Source organism: Phytohabitans aurantiacus (assembly GCF_027923225.1).
GTDB classification, from domain to species: domain Bacteria; phylum Actinomycetota; class Actinomycetes; order Mycobacteriales; family Micromonosporaceae; genus Phytohabitans; species Phytohabitans aurantiacus.
The window spans coordinates 1-16,716 of the sequence record NZ_BSDI01000020.1 but is presented as its reverse complement, the minus strand read 5'-3'; the positions used below and the strand labels follow the sequence as shown (position 1 = coordinate 16,716).

At 70.1% G+C, this 16,716-nt stretch carries 11 protein-coding genes and 1 rRNA gene; 4 read left to right on the top strand and 8 right to left on the bottom strand.

Annotated features, from left to right (window positions below; translation table 11 throughout):
• Window positions 1-125 precede the first annotated feature (125 nt).
• Together QMG73_RS21480 and QMG73_RS21475 are read right to left on the bottom strand one after the other, a co-directional pair.
• Window positions 126-908: a TIGR03936 family radical SAM-associated protein gene (locus QMG73_RS21480; RefSeq protein ID WP_281898345.1), complete on the bottom strand. Its 783-nt coding sequence runs from the start codon at window positions 906-908 to the stop codon at window positions 126-128.
• 73 nt (window positions 909-981) lie between these two features.
• Window positions 982-2,934, bottom strand: a complete 1,953-nt coding sequence (locus tag QMG73_RS21475; RefSeq protein WP_281898343.1) for a TIGR03960 family B12-binding radical SAM protein — start codon at window positions 2,932-2,934, stop codon at window positions 982-984.
• 100 nt (window positions 2,935-3,034) lie between these two features.
• On the opposite strand from QMG73_RS21475, the gene QMG73_RS21470 reads away from it, so the two are divergent.
• A complete protein-coding gene (locus tag QMG73_RS21470) occupies window positions 3,035-4,156 on the top strand; it encodes a hypothetical protein (RefSeq protein WP_281898341.1) in 1,122 nt (373 codons plus the stop codon).
• Window positions 4,157-4,212: 56 nt separating this feature from the next.
• Window positions 4,213-5,661 carry a cryptochrome/photolyase family protein gene (locus tag QMG73_RS21465; protein WP_281898339.1) on the top strand — a complete coding sequence of 483 codons (1,449 nt, stop codon included), beginning with the start codon at window positions 4,213-4,215 and terminating at the stop codon, window positions 5,659-5,661.
• A gap of 60 nt (window positions 5,662-5,721) precedes the next feature.
• Here QMG73_RS21465 and ileS read toward each other — a convergent pair whose 3' ends face one another.
• On the bottom strand, window positions 5,722-8,835 hold the full coding sequence (ileS, locus tag QMG73_RS21460) for an isoleucine--tRNA ligase (protein WP_281898337.1): 3,114 nt from the start codon (window positions 8,833-8,835) through the stop codon (window positions 5,722-5,724).
• 980 nt (window positions 8,836-9,815) lie between these two features.
• Window positions 9,816-10,241, bottom strand: coding sequence for a nucleoside-diphosphate kinase (ndk, locus tag QMG73_RS21455; protein ID WP_281898334.1), 426 nt, complete (start codon window positions 10,239-10,241; stop codon window positions 9,816-9,818).
• 76 nt (window positions 10,242-10,317) lie between these two features.
• Between ndk and QMG73_RS21450 the strand changes: the two genes are divergently transcribed.
• On the top strand, window positions 10,318-11,544 hold the full coding sequence (locus QMG73_RS21450) for a VOC family protein (RefSeq protein ID WP_281898332.1): 1,227 nt from the start codon (window positions 10,318-10,320) through the stop codon (window positions 11,542-11,544).
• Window positions 11,545-11,608: 64 nt separating this feature from the next.
• Here QMG73_RS21450 and QMG73_RS21445 read toward each other — a convergent pair whose 3' ends face one another.
• From QMG73_RS21445 to QMG73_RS21435, 3 genes are read right to left on the bottom strand one after another with little or no spacing between them, the layout of a single operon-like run.
• Window positions 11,609-11,947, bottom strand: a complete 339-nt coding sequence (locus tag QMG73_RS21445) for a DUF4233 domain-containing protein (protein ID WP_281898330.1) — start codon at window positions 11,945-11,947, stop codon at window positions 11,609-11,611.
• Window positions 11,944-13,272 (bottom strand): bifunctional folylpolyglutamate synthase/dihydrofolate synthase, encoded by a 1,329-nt coding sequence (locus QMG73_RS21440; protein WP_281898328.1) that lies wholly within the window; start codon window positions 13,270-13,272, stop codon window positions 11,944-11,946. Before QMG73_RS21440 ends, QMG73_RS21445 begins: the two co-directional genes overlap by 4 nt.
• The gene (locus tag QMG73_RS21435) at window positions 13,269-15,875 is read right to left on the bottom strand and encodes a valine--tRNA ligase (protein ID WP_281898326.1); all 2,607 of its coding nucleotides are present in this window, start codon (window positions 15,873-15,875) and stop codon (window positions 13,269-13,271) included. Before QMG73_RS21435 ends, QMG73_RS21440 begins: the two co-directional genes overlap by 4 nt.
• Before the next feature lie 69 nt (window positions 15,876-15,944).
• Between QMG73_RS21435 and QMG73_RS21430 the strand changes: the two genes are divergently transcribed.
• Window positions 15,945-16,580 carry a hypothetical protein gene (locus tag QMG73_RS21430; protein ID WP_407676837.1) on the top strand — a complete coding sequence of 212 codons (636 nt, stop codon included), beginning with the start codon at window positions 15,945-15,947 and terminating at the stop codon, window positions 16,578-16,580.
• 47 nt (window positions 16,581-16,627) lie between these two features.
• Here the strand turns inward: QMG73_RS21430 and rrf are convergent.
• Window positions 16,628-16,716, bottom strand: a 5S ribosomal RNA gene (rrf, locus tag QMG73_RS21425); the annotation flags it as partial.

The window sequence follows — 16,716 nt, the reverse complement described above, 5'->3', positions numbered from 1 at the left end:
CCAGTTCTGGCCGCCCCGGGCGCGGGTGAGCGCTGCCACGCAGGGTCGCCTAAGTGTTTCCGGCGGCGCGCCCGCGAGGGACGGGCCACCGAAGTCTGCCTAACTGACCGCCAACCAGAACCCAGCTAGCGTTCACCGATGGGTATTCCGTCGCGATCCGCCTCCAACGGATCGACGATCTCCCCCTGCGCGGTCAGCGTGCCCTGCGCCAGCCGGGTCGCCCTTGGCGGGACCGGCGGCTCCAGGTCGGCCACCACGCGGAGGCCGGAAAGGACGTCATCGGGTCGCACAGCCGGGGTGACCTGCCGTACGACTAGGTCGAGTATCGCACACGGTACGCCCGTGACCTCGTTAGGTGCCGCAATCTCGGTGCCGGCGCTGATCCGTGCCACCGCGCCGCGCGCGTCGAAGGTGCGGCGGCCCTGCTTGGTAAGGCGCTCGACGAGCACCTCCTCGGCGGCCTCGAACGCGTCGACGGCGTGCCGCAACGTGTCGGATTCCACACCCGGCAGCTCGATCCGCCATATCGAGGCGTCGATGCGCTCGGCGAGGCTGCCGCCATGCGCCTCGACGGCGTCGATCACGTCGAGCCCCGGCGAGAGAGCCGCGTCGAGAGCCGCGCGCACGTCGGCCGGGTCGACGGTCGCCCGGAGGCCGATCTCCAGGTACTCGGCCTCGCTGGCCACACCGGTCGGTGCCGCGCTGGCGTACGAGATCTTCGGGTGGGGGGTGAAGCCCTGCGAGTACGCGATGGGGACACCGGCCCTGTTCAGGGCGCGCTCGAACGCCCGGGCGAAGTCTCGGTGCGACGTGAACCGGAGCGGGCCACGCTTGGCGTACCTGATCCGGATGCGCTGGACGACCGGCGCCTGGCCGCCCTCCGGCTGCGGTTTCCTACTGATCGTCATGCTCCTGTCTTCGTGATCAGGGCGTCCCTCAAGTCGCTAGGGCGCCTTGAGGGACGCCCTGATCACGGCGCGGTTAGTGGGGCGCGGGCACCTTGAGGCCGGTGTTCACCGGGGTCAAGGGCAGCAGCTTCCTACCGGTGGGGCCGATCTGGATCTCGGTGTCCATCGACGGGCACACGCCGCAGTCGAAGCACGGCGTCCACCGGCAGTCGTCCTGCTCGAACTCGGACATCGAGTCCTGCCAGTCCTGCCAGAGCCAGTCCTTGTCGAGCCCGGAGTCCAGGTGGTCCCACGGCAGTACTTCCAGCTCGTCCCGCTCGCGGGTGGTGTACCAGGCCAGATCGACGCCGAAGTCGGGCAGTACCGCCGCGGCCGCGTCGACCCAGCGCTGGTACGAGAAGTGCTCGCTCCAGCCGTCGAAGCGGGCGCCCTCTTCCCAGACCCGCCGGATGACCGCGCCGACCCGGCGGTCGCCTCGGGACAGCAGGCCCTCGATCAGCGACGGCTCGCCATCGTGGTACCGGAAGCCGATGGCCCGACCGAGCGACCGGTCCGAGTTGATCTCGGCCTTGAGCTTGCGCAGCCGGGAGTCGATCACCTCGGGCGGCGACATCGACGCCCACTGGAACGGGGTGTGCGGCTTGGGCACGAACCCGCCGATCGACACCGTGCACCGGATGTCTTTGGAGCCGGTGGCGGCCCGACCTGCCCGGATGACCTCGTGGGCGAGCCGGGCGATCTGGAGCACGTCTTCGTCGGTCTCGGTGGGGAGGCCGCACATGAAGTACAGCTTCACCTGCCGCCAGCCGTTGCTGTAGGCGGTGACCACGGTGCGGATGAGGTCTTCCTCCGACACCATCTTGTTGATCACTTTGCGGATGCGCTCGGACCCGCCCTCGGGCGCGAACGTGAGACCGGTGCGCCGGCCGTTGCGCGACAGCTCCTGGGCCAGCGTGATGTTGAAGGCGTCGACCCGCGTGGACGGCAGCGACAGCGAGACGTTCGTGCCCTCGTACTGCTCAGCCAGGCCAGAACAGATGTCGCCGATCTCGGAGTGGTCGGCCGACGACAGCGAGAGCAGGCCCACCTCGGAGAAGCCGGAGAACTCCAGCCCCTCCTTCACCATCTGCCCCACGGTCGTGATCGACCGCTCGCGTACCGGCCGGGTGATCATGCCGGCCTGGCAGAACCGGCAGCCGCGGGTGCAGCCTCGGAAGATCTCCACCGCGTACCGCTCGTGGACGGTCTCGGCCAGCGGGACCAGGGGCTTCTTCGGGTACGGCCAGGCGTCGAGGTCCATGGTCGTGCGCTTGTGTACCCGGAACGGCACGTCTGCCCTGTTTGGCACCACGCGCTGGATCCGGCCGTCGGGCAGGTAGTCGACGTCGTAGAAGCGCGGCACGTACACGCTCTCGGTGCGGGCGAGCCGCAGCAGCAGCTCGTCGCGCCCACCGGGGCTGCCCTCGGCCTTCCACTGCCGCACGATCGTGGTGATCTCCAGGACGGCTTCCTCGCCGTCGCCGAGCACCGCCGCGTCGACGAAGTCGGCGATCGGCTCGGGGTTGAACGCCGCGTGCCCGCCGGCCACCACGACCGGGTGCGAATCGTCGCGGTCGCGCGCCTCCAGCGGGATCCCCGCGAGGCTGAGCGCGGTCAGCAGGTTGGTGTAGCCCAGCTCGGTCGCGAACGACAGGCCGAAGACGTCGAACGCGCCCACCGGGCGGTGCGCGTCGACGGTGAACTGGGGCACGCCGTGCTCGCGCATCAGCCGCTCCAGGTCGGGCCAGACCGCGTACGTGCGCTCGGCGAGCACGTCGGGCAGCTCGTTGAGCACCTCGTACAGGATCTGGACGCCCTGGTTGGGCAGCCCCACCTCGTAGGCGTCGGGATACATGAGTGCCCACCGGACGGTCGTCGCGTCCCAGTCTTTGACGACCGCGCCCAGCTCGCCACCCACGTACTGGATGGGCTTGCTCACCTGGGGCAGCAGCAGCTCTAGCTGCGGGAAGACGGACTGGACGCTCACAAAACCTCCACCGGACGGGTCCAACCGACCAGAATACGCGCCGTAACAGCGGTGGCGTGGCGTGGCTATCTTCGGAAGGGCCCGAAGGGAGTGCATGGACATGCCGGGATCGGACCCGGACGACACGCGGCCCACCGCACCGTCCTCACCGGTCGAAGCGGATAAAGCCGCTGAATCGGACGAAGAGGTCACGCCTACCCGCCCCACGCCGCCGGTGAAGTGGACCGGCGCGGCGGCCGTCCCGCCGCCTGCCGCGAAGAAGAAGTTCCGCTGGCGCGGGAGCGGCTCCGACGGGCAGGGTGAGGCGCCCGACGACGAGATACCGACGCCGGTCGACCCGTGGGCGCATGCCGACCCGCTCGACCAGCCATACCCGCCCGCGCTCCTGGACGGCCAGTACCCGCCGACGCTGCTCGACGGCGTGCCGCCGCGCGCGGCGCTCCCTCCGGCCCTGCCGCCCGCCGCGCTGCCCGGCCCACCCGCGAACCGCACTCCCGCGACCAGGCCGCCGGTGCAGCCGCGCGCCGCGCTGCCGCCCCCGCAGGCCTTGGTACCGGTGCGTAAGCCACCGAAACGGCCCAAGCCGCCCAAGGTTCGTAACGCGCCACCACCACCGCCGCAGGCTCCCCCCGGCTACCCACCGGGCTACCCGCCGGGGCCACCCGCGTTCCGCCGTCGCCGCCGCAAGTGGCCGTGGTTCCTGCTGTTCACGATCGCCTGCTGCTGCGGCTGCCCCGCGTACTTCGGTAAGCCCATGTGGGAGCAGTACCCGGCCTCTGCCTCCCTGCCGGCCCAGGTCGCCGACCTGCGGCTGCGCGAAGACAACGCCACCCAGCGCACCACGGAACGCCTGAAGGCGGACCTGCGGGCGGCGCACTGGCTGGCGGAGGACACCTTCGCCGGCGTGTACGCCGACCGGGCCGGCAAGAAGGTGACCGTCTTCGGCACCACCGGCTTCCGCTTCTCCCCCGAGGGCGACCTGCGGGCGGAGATGACCCGCCTCACCGACGAGTACCGCCTTCAGGATGTCGAGACGATCGACACCGGTACCCGCGGCGAGTTCCTGAGCTGCGGAGTCGGCAAGGAGGGCAACGCGACCGTCGCGGTCTGCGGTTGGGCCGACCACGGCAGCCTCGCCACCGCCGTCTTCACCCGGCGCTCGCCCCGCGACAGCGCGAGCCTGCTCGAAGAGCTACGGGAAGCGATCGTCAGCCGGCAGTAGTCAGCCGGGAGTGGTACGTGATGGCCCTGACGAGCATTTCCGGGCACAATCTGGACATGCGGCGGCGCTGGTTGTTCGCTGATCAACTCGGCCCTCACTACTTGGACGTCCCACACCAACAGGTTCTGCTGATCGAGTCGAAGGCGGTGTTCCGGCGCCGGGCGTTCCACCGGCAAAAGGCGCACCTGGTGCTCTCGGCGCTGCGGCACCGCGCCGCCGAGCTCGGTGACAAGGCCGTGCACCTGACCGCCGAGACGTACCGGCACGCCCTGCGCCGGCTCGACGAACCGCTCGACGTCTGCCACCCCACATCCCGCCGCGCCCGCGACTTCGTGCGCGCCCAGCCCGGCGTGGCGATGCTGCCGCCGCGCGGCTTCGTCACCAGTTCCGAAGACTTCGCGACCTGGGCCGACAGCCAGCGGGGCACGATGCGCCTGGAGAACTTCTACCGGTACGCCCGGCGGCGGCACCGGGTGCTGATGGAGGGCGACGAGCCGACCGGTGGCCGCTGGCACGTGACGCCCACCGGCAACGTGCCCGACCTGCCACCGCCACCGGCGCCCGTCGAAGACGACATCGACGCCGAGGTGCGCGACGATCTCAACCGCTGGCAGGCCGAGGGCATCGAGTTCGTCGGGCGGGACGGGCCACGGCTGTTTCCCGCGACCCGGCGCGAGGCGGTCGACCGGCGCGACCACTTCATCGCCCACCGGCTGCCGTTCTACGGTGCCCGCGACGAGGCGATCCGTGCCACCGACCCGTGGGTATCGCACAGTGGACTGTCCACATCGTTCAACCTCGGGCTGCTGCACCCTTTGGAAGCGGTGCGCCCGGCCGAGGCGGCGTACCGGGCGGGCGATGCGCCGCTGTCCAGCGTCGAGGGCTTCGTGCGCGGCATCCTCGGCTGGCGCGACTACATCTGGCACCTGTACTGGTACCTGGAGGCCGGTTCACCCGCTGGCCGGCGCCCGGGGAGCACGCGTACCGTGCCGCCGTGGTTCGCCCGGCTCGACGCCGACGCGGTGCGCGCCCGGTGCCTGTCCGACACGCTGGCGCAGGTGCGCGACCGCGGCTGGGTGCACCACACGCAGCGCCTGATGGTGCTGGCGAACTACGCCCTGCACCGGGGCTGGCGGCCGAGCGAGATGGTCGACTGGTTCCACCGCTCGTTCGTCGACGGGTTCGAGTGGGCCATGGTCGGCAACGTCGTCGGCATGACGCCGTACGCCGACCCGGGCACGATGACCACCAAGCCGTACGCGGCCGGCGGGGCGCACCTGGACAAGATAAGCGACTACTGCACCGGCTGCCGGTACGACTTCACCAAGCGGCGGGGTCCGGACGCGTGCCCGTTCACGGCCGGGTACTGGGCTTTCCTCGACCGTGCCCGCGAGCGCCTGCACGGCAACGTCCGGATGACCCGCGCGCTGCGCCAGCTCGACCGCATTCCCGACCTGCCCGACGTGGTCGCGCAGGAACGGGAACGCGGCGAGACTCCCCCGTGACCCCAACTACGTGATCAGGGCGTCCCTCAAGTCGTTAGGGCGACTTGAGGGACGCCCTGATCATGCGCGGGCCACGCCGACCGTGACCTGCTCGCCCTCGCCGACCTCGCCGGCGAAGCCACCGTCGACCGGGGCGTAGGCCAGCGACGTGGCCAGTACCTCGCGCATCACGAAGTCGCGGTGCGCCTCGACGGCGGCCGTGACCTCCGGCGCCCCGGCGAGCGTGACCGCGATCCGGTCGGACACGTCGAGCTGCGCCTCGCGGCGGGCCTGCTGCACGACGCGGACGACGTCACGGGCCAGCCCTTCGGCGGCCAGTTCGGGCGTCACGGTCGTGTCGAGCACCACCACGCCCTCGCCACCCGGCAACGGCGCCGAGTGGTCGGCGTCGGCGGCCACCAGCTTCAGCTCGAACTCGCCCTCCTGAAGCGTCACGCCCGCGGCGACCGGCTGACCATCCACAAGGGACCAGTCGCCCGACTTGACCGCCCGGATCACCTGCTGCACCGCGCCACCGACCCGCGGGCCGAGCGCGCGCGGCACCACGGTGAGCACCTGCTCGCAGTACGTCGACACCTCACCGGTGAACACCACCGACTTGACGTTGACCTCGTCGGCGACCAGATCGGCGAACGGCCGCAGCGCCTCCGCGGACGGGGTCGCCACCGTGAGCGCCAGCAGCGGCAGCCGCACCCGCAGCCCTCGGGCCTTGCGCAGCGACAGTGCCGCCGAGCAGACGTCGCGGACGGCGTCCATCGCGGCGACCAGGTCGTGGTCGGCCGGGAAGTCCTCTTCGGACGGCCAGTCGACCAGGTGCACCGAGCGCTCGCCGGTGAGCCCGCGCCAGATCTCCTCCGCGGTCAGCGGCGCCAGCGGTGCGACCACCTTGGCGAGCGTCTCCAGCACCGTGTAGAGGGTGTCGAACGCGTCCCGGTCGCCGCTCCAGAACCGGTCGCGCGAGCGCCGCACGTACCAGTTCGTGAGCGCGTCCAGATAGGACCGCACCGAGCCACAGGCACCGGAGATGTCGTACTCGTCCATCTGCTTGCGCACGGTCGCCACCAGCTCGCCCGTCTTCGCCAGCACGTACCGGTCGAGCAGGTGGTCGCTGTCGGTGCGGCGCTTCGCCTCGTAGCCGGACGCGTTGGCGTAGAGCGTGAAGAAGTACCACACGTTCCACAGTGGAAGCAGCACCTGGCGTACCGCGTCGCGGATCGCGCCCTCGGTGACCGGCATGTCGCCGCCGCGCAACACCGGAGACGACATCAGCATCCACCGCATCGCGTCGGAGCCGTGCGAGTTGAATACCTGATACACGTCCGGGTAGTTGCGCAGGCTCTTGGACATCTTGCGCCCGTCTTCGCCCTGCAGGATGCCGTGGCTCAGGCAGTTGCGGAACGCCGGCCGGTCGAAGAGCGCGGTCGCCAGCACGTGCATGGTGTAGAACCAGCCACGCGTCTGTCCGATGTACTCCACGATGAAGTCGCCCGGGTAGTGGTTTTCGAACCAGTCCCGGTTTTCGAACGGGTAGTGCACCTGGGCGAACGGCATCGAGCCCGACTCGAACCAGCAGTCGAGCACCTCGGGCACCCGGCGCATCATCGACTTGCCCGTCGGGTCGTCGGGGTTCGGCCGCACCAGCTCGTCGATGCCGGGCCGGTGCAGGTCGGTCACCCTGACGCCGAAGTCACGCTCCAGCTCCTCCAGCGACCCGTACACGTCGACGCGCGGGTACTCCGGGTCGTCCGACTTCCACACTGGGATCGGCGAGCCCCAGAACCGGTTCCGGCTGATCGACCAGTCACGGGCGTTGGCCAGCCACTTGCCGAACGAGCCGTCCTTGACGTGAGCGGGCGTCCAGTTGATCTGCTGGTTCAGCTCGACCATCCGGTCCTTGAACCGGGTCACCGCCACGAACCACGACGACACCGCCTTGTATACGAGCGGGGTGTCACACCGCCAGCAGTGCGGGTACGAGTGGGTGTAGGTGTCCTGGCGCAGCACGACACCGCGGTCGCGCAGCTCCCTGATGATCGGCTTGTTGACGTCGAAGACCTGCTGACCCTGGTACGGCGGCACCAGCGAGGTGAACCGGGTGTGCTCGTCGACGGTCACCACGGTCGGGATGCCGGCCGCGTTGCAGGCGTTCTGGTCGTCTTCACCGAAGGCCGGCGCCAGATGCACGACCCCCGTGCCGTCCTCTGTGGTCACAAAGTCGGCGCCCAGCACCTGGTAGGCGTTGGGGCCGGCCTGCTCGGTCAGGAAGTCGAACAGCGGCGTGTAACGGCGCCCGACCAGGTCGGCACCGCGCACCACGCCAACGTGAGTGAGATCCCCCAGCTCCTTCTGGTACGCGGACACCCGCGCCGCCCCGACGAGGTACTTCTGTCCGCTGGCGTCGGCCAGCTCGGCGTACTCGATGTCGGGACCGACGGCGAGCGCGAGGTTCGACGGCAGCGTCCACGGCGTGGTGGTCCAGACCGCGAGCTTCTCGCCAGTGTCCAATGTGAACCACACGGTGACGGACGGGTCCTGCCGGTCGCGGTAGACATCGTCCATGCGGGTCTCGGTGTTCGACAGTGGCGTCTCGCACCGCCAGCAGTACGCGAGCACCCGGAAGCCTTCATAGACCAGGCCCTTGTCGTGCAGGGTCTTGAAAGCCCACATGACGCTTTCCATGTAGTCCAGGTCGAGCGTCTTGTAGTCGTTGGCGAAGTCGACCCAGCGCGCCTGCCGCGTGACGTACCGCTCCCAGTCCTGGGTGTACGTCAGCACCGACGAGCGGCACACGTCGTTGAACCTGGCCATGCCCAGGTCGATGATCTCGGCCTTCGTCGAGATGCCGAGCTGCTTCTCGGCCTCGACCTCGGCCGGCAGGCCGTGACAGTCCCACCCGAAGCGGCGTTCCACCCGCCGTCCCCGCATGGTCTGGTACCGCGGCACCACGTCCTTGACGTAGCCGGTGAAAAGGTGACCATAATGCGGCAGCCCGTTGGCGAACGGCGGCCCGTCATAGAAGACGTACTCGTTCGAGCCATTGGGCCCAGCGTCCCTCTGGTCGACCGACGCCTCGAACGTCTTGTCGGACGCCCAGTACTCCAGGACCCGGCGCTCGACGGCCGGCAGGTCCGGGCTCGCCGGCACGCCGGCCGTGGGATCGGTCTTCGGGTACACCGTAGGTCTCCTCGCAGCTCACTCGTTCGTGTCTGCGAGGACGAGCCACATGGCCCGCGGTACCACCCCGCTTGGCGGCTCCCTGGTGGGGAACCACCCGCTCGTTGGCCGGCTGTGACGGGCCGGACCCGTCCGGTTCTACTGAGGCTCGCGCCCGTTCTTCCGGAGGCTCACCGGTGATGGCCGGGTCAACGCCTTTACAACCGCCAAGAATACCCGACCGCTCATTCGAGAGCCCGCCAATAACCCGGGTGCGGCATGCCGCCGCTCACAACCCACCCGTCACGCTGGCCCCCGCCCCTAGTCGCCGATCAAGGGCGAATGCACGCGGTTTGATCTCAAATCCGCGTGTATTCGGCCTTGATCCATGGAGATCTCCTTGATCGACGACGCGATCTCGCCTGCAGGCCGGGGGCAGCCACACGTGCGGGCCAGGGCAGGGCACGCATGCGCGGCGGACCAGACGCAGCGACGCGGGCAAGGGCGCAGCGAGCAGGGTCACGGGTTACCAGGACACCGGCGCGGGCGGTCCGTCCGTCCGCGGAGGTCGGGAAGCACCTACCCGATTCATGGGTTCGAGCTGCCGCGACGCCCGCCGTGATCCAGACCGTCGCTCCCGCGGCCTCACCCTGCGTGTCCCCACCCCCAGAGCCCCGTCGTGATCAGGGCGGCATGGACCAGCGGCGGGCACCGCCGCCAAGACCCCGGCGGGCCGGCAGGGTCCGGGTCGTTTGATTGTGGACCGCGGAGGGTGAGGCCGCGGGAGCAGCGGCACCGACCGCGACGCACGCCGCGGCAGCCCAAAGGACCCTGACCCTGGCCCTGACCCTGACCGCGATCAAGGAGATCTTCATCGATCAAGGCCGAGTGCACGCGGATTTGAGATCAAAGCGCGTGCGTTTGCCCTTGATCGACGCTCAGGGGGCGCGGCCAGCGCGGCCGGCGGCGGCCGGCGGCGGCCAAGGGGCGGCCGAGGGCGGTCAGGGGAGGTCGGGGAACCAGAGGGTGATCTCGCGCTTGGCGCTGTCGGCGGAGTCGGAAGCGTGTACCAAATTCTCCCGGTTTGACAGGGACAGGTCGCCGCGGATCGTGCCCGGCGCGGCCTTGCGCCCGTCGGTGGCGCCCGTCAGGGTGCGCACGACCTCGATCGCCTGGTCGCCAACCAGCACCGCCGCGACCAGCGGACCGCCGGTCATGAAGTCTTTGAGCGGCGGGTAGAAGCCCTTGTCGACGTGCTCGGCGTAGTGCTGGTCGGCGAGCGCTGCGTCCATGCCGCGCAGGACCATCGCCTCGATCGTCAGCCCTTTGCGCTCGAAACGGCCGAGGATCTCGCCGACGAGGCCGCGCCGCACTGCATCGGGCTTGATGAGGACGAGCGTGCGCTCTACGGGGGTGCTGGTGGTCACGCCGCTAGCCTATCGAGTCTTCCCATGGGTGGCCGGACCGGCCTAGCCTGGCGGGGAACCCCCTGGGAGGTCCACTGTGGCTGACGCACGTCGCCGACCCATCGCGCCGGTACGCAAGCTCGTCGCGGGCGTGCTGGCGACCTTCGCGGCGTTCATCGTGCTCTTCGGCGCGGGCATGCAGAGCTGGGCGATCGTCGCGCTCGGCGTCGCGGTCATCGTCTTGGCTATCGGTCTGGTCTTCGTCACGACGATCCGCGGCGGCGCCCGTGCGTGGGTCGCGGGCACGGCGCACGTCGTCAGCGCGTCAGAGCCGCCGGCCAGTTCCTCGTACGGTCGTTGCGAGCTCCAGATCGTGATCGACGCTCCCGGCCTGCCGGGCGCCGCGATCAAGGTGCGGGATCCTCGGGTACCGGTGGCGAAGTGGCCCGACCACGGCGCGACCCTGCCGATCATGGTGGCGGTCGACGACATCCGGCACGTCCGCATCCTCTGGGACGACGTGCTGACCCATGCCGAGGCGGCCGCCAGCGGGTTCAGCCGGCCCGCGAGCGGCGGCCTCAGCGACGCCGACCTGCTCGGCGACGACCTGTTTCCCGACGAGGAGCCGCCGTGGTCGCGCCGGCCCGACGAGCCGTTCCCCGATCTCGACGGTGCCGAGCCGGTCACCGCTGACCTGACCGACGACCTGGGCGGCGGCATCCGCGACGAGCCGGTCGTCGTGCACCAGAAGCCCGGCGGCCCGATCGTGCTGGAAGGCACGCTTGTCGAGCCGTCCGTCGAGCCGCGCTCGGTGCCGCTGCCCCGCCGGGCGAAGGCCGCGTCGCACGAGCAGAACGGTGGCGAGGCCGGTGCCGCGACAGCGGTCGCCGACCCGCCAGACGACGCGGCCAGCCCGTACCCGAGCGCGCACCCCAGCCCCGGCGGCTCGATCCACGGCGTGGGGGTGACCGTGCTGGTCACCGACCTCGACAGGTCGATCGCGTTTTACCGCGACATGCTCGGCTTCTACGAGGTCGACAACGGCGACGGCAATGCCGTGCTGGCGTCCGGCGAGACCCGGCTGGTGCTGCGGTCGATCTCCGACCTCGAGCCGGCCGGCCCGCGCACCGTGCACGTCAACCTGGAGGTTGGCGACGTCACGGCGATGTACGAGGAGCTGAAGGAGAAGGGCGTCCGGTTCACGTACGCCCCGCGGGTGGTCAACCGGGGTTCCAAGCTCGACCTGTGGGCCGCGGCCTTCCGCGACCCCGACGGCCACGGCATCGCCCTGACCCAGTGGCGCAACCGCCCCGCCCCCGACTAACCATCCCGCGCTTCGTGATCAGGGCGTCCCTGAAGTCGTTAGAACGACTTGAGGGACGCCCTGATCACGCGAGGATCGTCTTTCGCACGTGGAGGACGTACAGCCAGACCGCGCCGAAGACGACGCCTAGCACGGCCAGGGACCAGTGCAGGAAGCCGCCCAGCGTCAGCAGCCCCTGCAGCCCCGCCACCGCGCCCCACGCCCAGCGGTGCTTGAGCAGCCCGGCGAGCACGACACACGCCACCGCCACCCCGATGATCACGCCGATCGCCGCGCCGCTCAGGTCGCCGCCGAGCACGCGCATGGGCTGGATGCCCAGTACCAGCACGAGCGTCTCGATGATCAGGGTGCCGGCGCCGAGACCGCGCGCGGCGGCCTGCGGGTTGCGCAGCCCAGAGCTCATCGTTTCAGGAGCTTGCGCGCGTCTGCCACGGTGACGATCGAGCCGGTGATCAGCACGCCGACACCGCTCAGCTCGCCCTCCACATCGGACTCGGCCAGGGCGACGGCCGCCTCGATGGCGTCGGGCAGGTTGGCGGCGACGGTCACCCGATCCTCGCCAAACACCTCTTCGCCGATCGCGGCCAGCCGCTCGACCGGCAGCGCCCGCGGCGACGTGTTGCGGGTGACCACGAGCTCGTCGGCCACCGGCTCCAGCAGCTCCAGTACGCCGGCGGCGTCTTTGTCGTCGAGGATCGCCACGACGGCCACGAGCCGCCGGAACGCGAACTCCTCCAGCAGCGCGGTCACCGTCGCGGTCATGCCGTGCGGGTTGTGCGCGCCGTCGAGCAGGATCGTCGGCGCGCTTCGCACTCGCTCCAGCCGACCCGGCGAGCTGGCACCCGCGAAGCCCTCGCGGACCACCTCGGGGTCGAGCTGCCGGTTGGCGCCCGCGCCGAGAAACGCCTCGACCGCCGCGAGCGCCAGGGCGGCGTTCTGCGCCTGGTGGGCGCCGTGCAGCGGCAGGAAGATCTCCTCGTACACGCCGCCGAGGCCCTGGATGCTGAGCACCTGGCCGCCGACGGCGACCGCGCGCCGCAGTACCCCGAACTCGCTGCCCTCGCGCGCGACGGTGGCCTCGACCTCGGCACAGCGCTCCAGGATCGGCCGAGCGGCTTCCTCGTCCTGTGCGGCGGTGATCACCGTGGCGCCCTTGTGGATGATGCCGGACTTGGCGACCGCGATCTCTTCGATCGTGTCGCCGAGCCACTCGGTGTGGTCCAGGCCGATTGGGGTGATCACGCAGACGCCGGCGTTGATGACGTTCGTGGAGTCTTCGGCGCCGCCCAGGCCCACCTCGACGATCGCCACATCGACGGGGGCGTCCGCGAACGCGGCGAACGCCAGCGCCGTCGTCATGTCGAAGTACGTCAGCGACTCGTCGGCACGCTCGTCGACCAGCGCGGCCAGCGGGGCCACTTCCTCGTACGCGGCCACGAACCGGCGCTCGCTGATCGGCTCGCCGTCGAAGCTGATCCGCTCGCGAACGGTGTCGAGGTGCGGGCTCGTGTATCGCCCGGTGTGGATGCCGTGCGCGCGCAACAGCGAGTCGATCATCCGAGCCGTCGACGTCTTGCCGTTGGTGCCGGTGAGGTGGATGGCCGGGTACGCCCGCTGTGGGCTCCCCAGCAGGTCGAGCAGCTGCGTGATGCGATCGAGGTCGAAGACCATCCGCGTGTAGCCACGGCGGGACAGCTCCGCCTCGACCGCTTCGTACTCGGTACTCATGAAGCCGGCAACGCCCCCAAGGCCGCAACGATGCGCGCCAGGTCAGCCTCGGCGGCGGCCAGGCGGTCTTTGATCTTACCGACGACCTGCTCGGGCGCCTTGTCGACGAAGGCCGGGTTGCCGAGCTTGGCCCGGCACTGGTCGGCCTCCTTCTGGGCGGCGGCACGGTCTTTCTCGAGCCGGGCACGCTCGGCCGCGACGTCGATCGTGCCGCGGGTGTCGAGCTCGACGCCGATCGCACCCGTCACCGCGAGCGTCGCGGTGGCCGCGAAGCCGTCGCCCGGCTCGTCGAGCCGGACCAGCGAACGGATCAGCGGCTCGTGTGCGGCGATGCCGGCGCCGGCCAGGCCGCCGAGGCGCGCGGTGACCCGCTGGCCGGGGCGCAGGCCCTGGTCGGAGCGGAACCGACGGATCTCGGTGACCACCCGCTGCACGGTCGCCAGCTCGGCCTCGGCGGCGTCGTCGACGAGCGCCTGATCGGCGACCGGCCACGCGGCCGTCACCACCGTCTTGCCCTTGGTGAGCGCGGTCCACAGCTCCTCGGTCACGAACGGCATGACCGGGTGCAGCAGGCGCAACAGCTGGTCGAGGACGTGGCCCAGGACCCTTCTCGTCGCGTCCCCGTCAGCGGTGGCCAGCACCGGCTTGACCAGCTCGACGTACCAGTCGCAGACGTCGTCCCAGGCGAAGTGGTAGAGGGTGTCGCACGCCTTGGCGATCTCGAACCCTTCGAGCTGCTGGTCGACCTCGGCCACCACGTGCTGGAGGCGGGAGAGGATCCACCTGTCGACAGTGGACAGCGACGCCGGCAGCTCGCCCTCGGTGTGCGCGCCGTTCATCAGCGCGAAGCGGGTGGCGTTCCACAGCTTGTTGCAGAAGTTGCGCGAGCCCTGCACCCACTCTTCGCTGACCGCCACGTCGGAGCCGGGGTTGGCGCCGCGGGCCAGCGTGAACCGGGTCGCGTCGGCGCCGAACCGGTCGATCCAGTCGAGCGGGTCGACCACGTTGCCGAACGACTTCGACATCTTCTTGCCGTGCTGGTCGCGCACGATGCCGTGCAACGCCACCACGTCGAAGGGCTGCTTGCCGTCCATCGCGTACAGGCCGAACATCATCATCCGGGCGACCCAGAAGAACAGGATGTCGTATCCGGTGACCAGTACCGACGTCGGATAGAACTTCGCCAGGTCGGGCGTCGCGTCGGGCCAGCCCAGCGTGGAGAACGGCCACAACGCGCTGGAGAACCACGTGTCGAGCACGTCTTCGTCCTGGCGCCACCCGTCACCGCTCGGCGGCTGCTCGTCGGGGCCGACGCAGACCACCTCGCCGTCCGGCCCGTACCAGACCGGGATGCGGTGGCCCCACCACAGCTGCCGCGAGATGCACCAGTCGTGCATGTTGTCGACCCAGTTGAAGTACCGCTTGGCCAGCTCTGGCGGCTCGATCCGGGTGCGGCCGTCGCGCACCGCGTCGCCGGCGGCCTTGGCCAGCGGGCCCGTGTTGACGAACCACTGCAGCGACAGGCGCGGCTCCACCGTCGTCTTGCAGCGCGAACAGTGGCCGACCGCGTGCACGTACGGCCGCTTCTCCGCGACGATCAGGCCCTGCGCCCGCAGCGCGGCCACGATCGCCGGACGTGCCTCGAACCGGTCAAGCCCTTGGAACGGGCCGTGCGCGGTGATCACGCCACGCTCGTCCATGATCGTGAGGCTCGGCAGGCCGTGCCGCTGGCCGATCTCGAAGTCGTTGGGGTCGTGCGCCGGTGTCACCTTGACCATGCCGGTGCCGAAGGTCGGGTCGACGTGCTCGTCGGCGACGATCGGGATGCGCCGGCCGGTCAGCGGCAGCTCGACCTCGGTGCCGATCAGGTGCTTGTAGCGCTCGTCGTCGGGGTTGACCGCCACCGCGGTGTCACCGAGCATCGTCTCGGCGCGGGTGGTCGCGACGACCACCTCGTCGCTGTATCGGATCGAGACGAGCTCACCATCGTCGTCGGTGTGGTCGACCTCGATGTCGGACAGCGCGGTGAGGCAGCGCGGGCACCAGTTGATGATCCGCTCAGCCCGATAGATCAGGCCGCCGTCATACAGCCGCTTGAAGATGGTCTGGACGGCCCGCGACAGGCCCTCGTCCATGGTGAAGCGCTCGCGCTCCCAGTCGACGGAGTCGCCGAGCCGGCGCATCTGCCCGAGGATCGCGCCGCCGGACTCGGCCTTCCACTGCCAGACCCGCTCGACGAACTTCTCCCGGCCCAGGTCGTGCCGCGACAGGCCCTCGGCGGCGAGCTGGCGCTCGACCACGTTTTGCGTGGCGATGCCCGCGTGGTCCATGCCCGGCAGCCACAGCGCCTCGTATCCCTGCATCCGCCGCCGGCGCACGAGCGTGTCCTGGATCGTGTGATCGAGGGCGTGGCCGACGTGCAGGGAACCGGTCACGTTCGGCGGGGGGATGACGATGGTGAACGGGGGCTTGTCGCTGCTCGCGTCGCCCCGGAAGTGACCCGCCGATACCCAGCCCTCATACCGACGCCCCTCTACCTCGCCCGGCTGATACTGGGCGGACAACGTCGGTGCATCGGTGCGGGTCTGCGGTGTCTCGGTCACCCTGAGAGTCTACGGAGTGGCTCGCGGCACGTGGCGTGCGCCACCCGCCGTTTCGGTACGGTGGCGTGTGTGCATCCCGAGCCTGTAGACGTGACGCCTCCGTCTGCTTCTCCTCCCCCGTCGCCTGTGCGTTCGCCTTCACGTTCGCCTTCACGCAAGCGGAAGATCGTGCTCGGCTCGCTGCTCGCCGTCGCGTTGGCCGGCGGTGCGGTGGCCGGCGTCGCCGGGTGGCGGATCCTCCAGCAGAAGGACGCCAAGCTCACGACCCCTGACGAGGTCGCGGGGTTGCGGCTCGACCGCAGCGAACGCGCCGCTTCCACAGCCGATTATCTGCGTACTGCCATAGGCGCCCAGATCGACCTGGACGAGAGCATCGGAGCCGTGTACGCCGACCCGGCCGCGGCCGATCGCAGCGTGCTCATCTTTGGGGGCACCACGCTGCTGCTCTCACCCGAGCGTGACCTCGACAGCCTCTTTGATCTGCTCTCGGACGACACCGGAAAGGTCAACGGGCTCAAGGGCGTCGACGCCGGCGACCTGGGCGGCGTGATGAAGTGCGGCACCAGCGCCTCGCCCGAGGGTGACATGCCGGTGTGCGGCTGGGCCGACCACGGCAGCGTCGCCATCGCGATGTTTCCGGGCCGCTCGATCGACGACTCGGCCACGCTTCTGCGTGACATTCGCGAGGGCATTCAAGAGCGCTGAAACGCGTCGAGGCCACCCCCGAAGGGGTGGCCTCAAACGTGAAAGATGTCCGGCGGTGTCCTACTCTCCCACACCCTCCCGAGTGCAGTACCATCGGCGCTGGAAGGCTTAGCTTCCGGGTTCGGAATGTTACCGG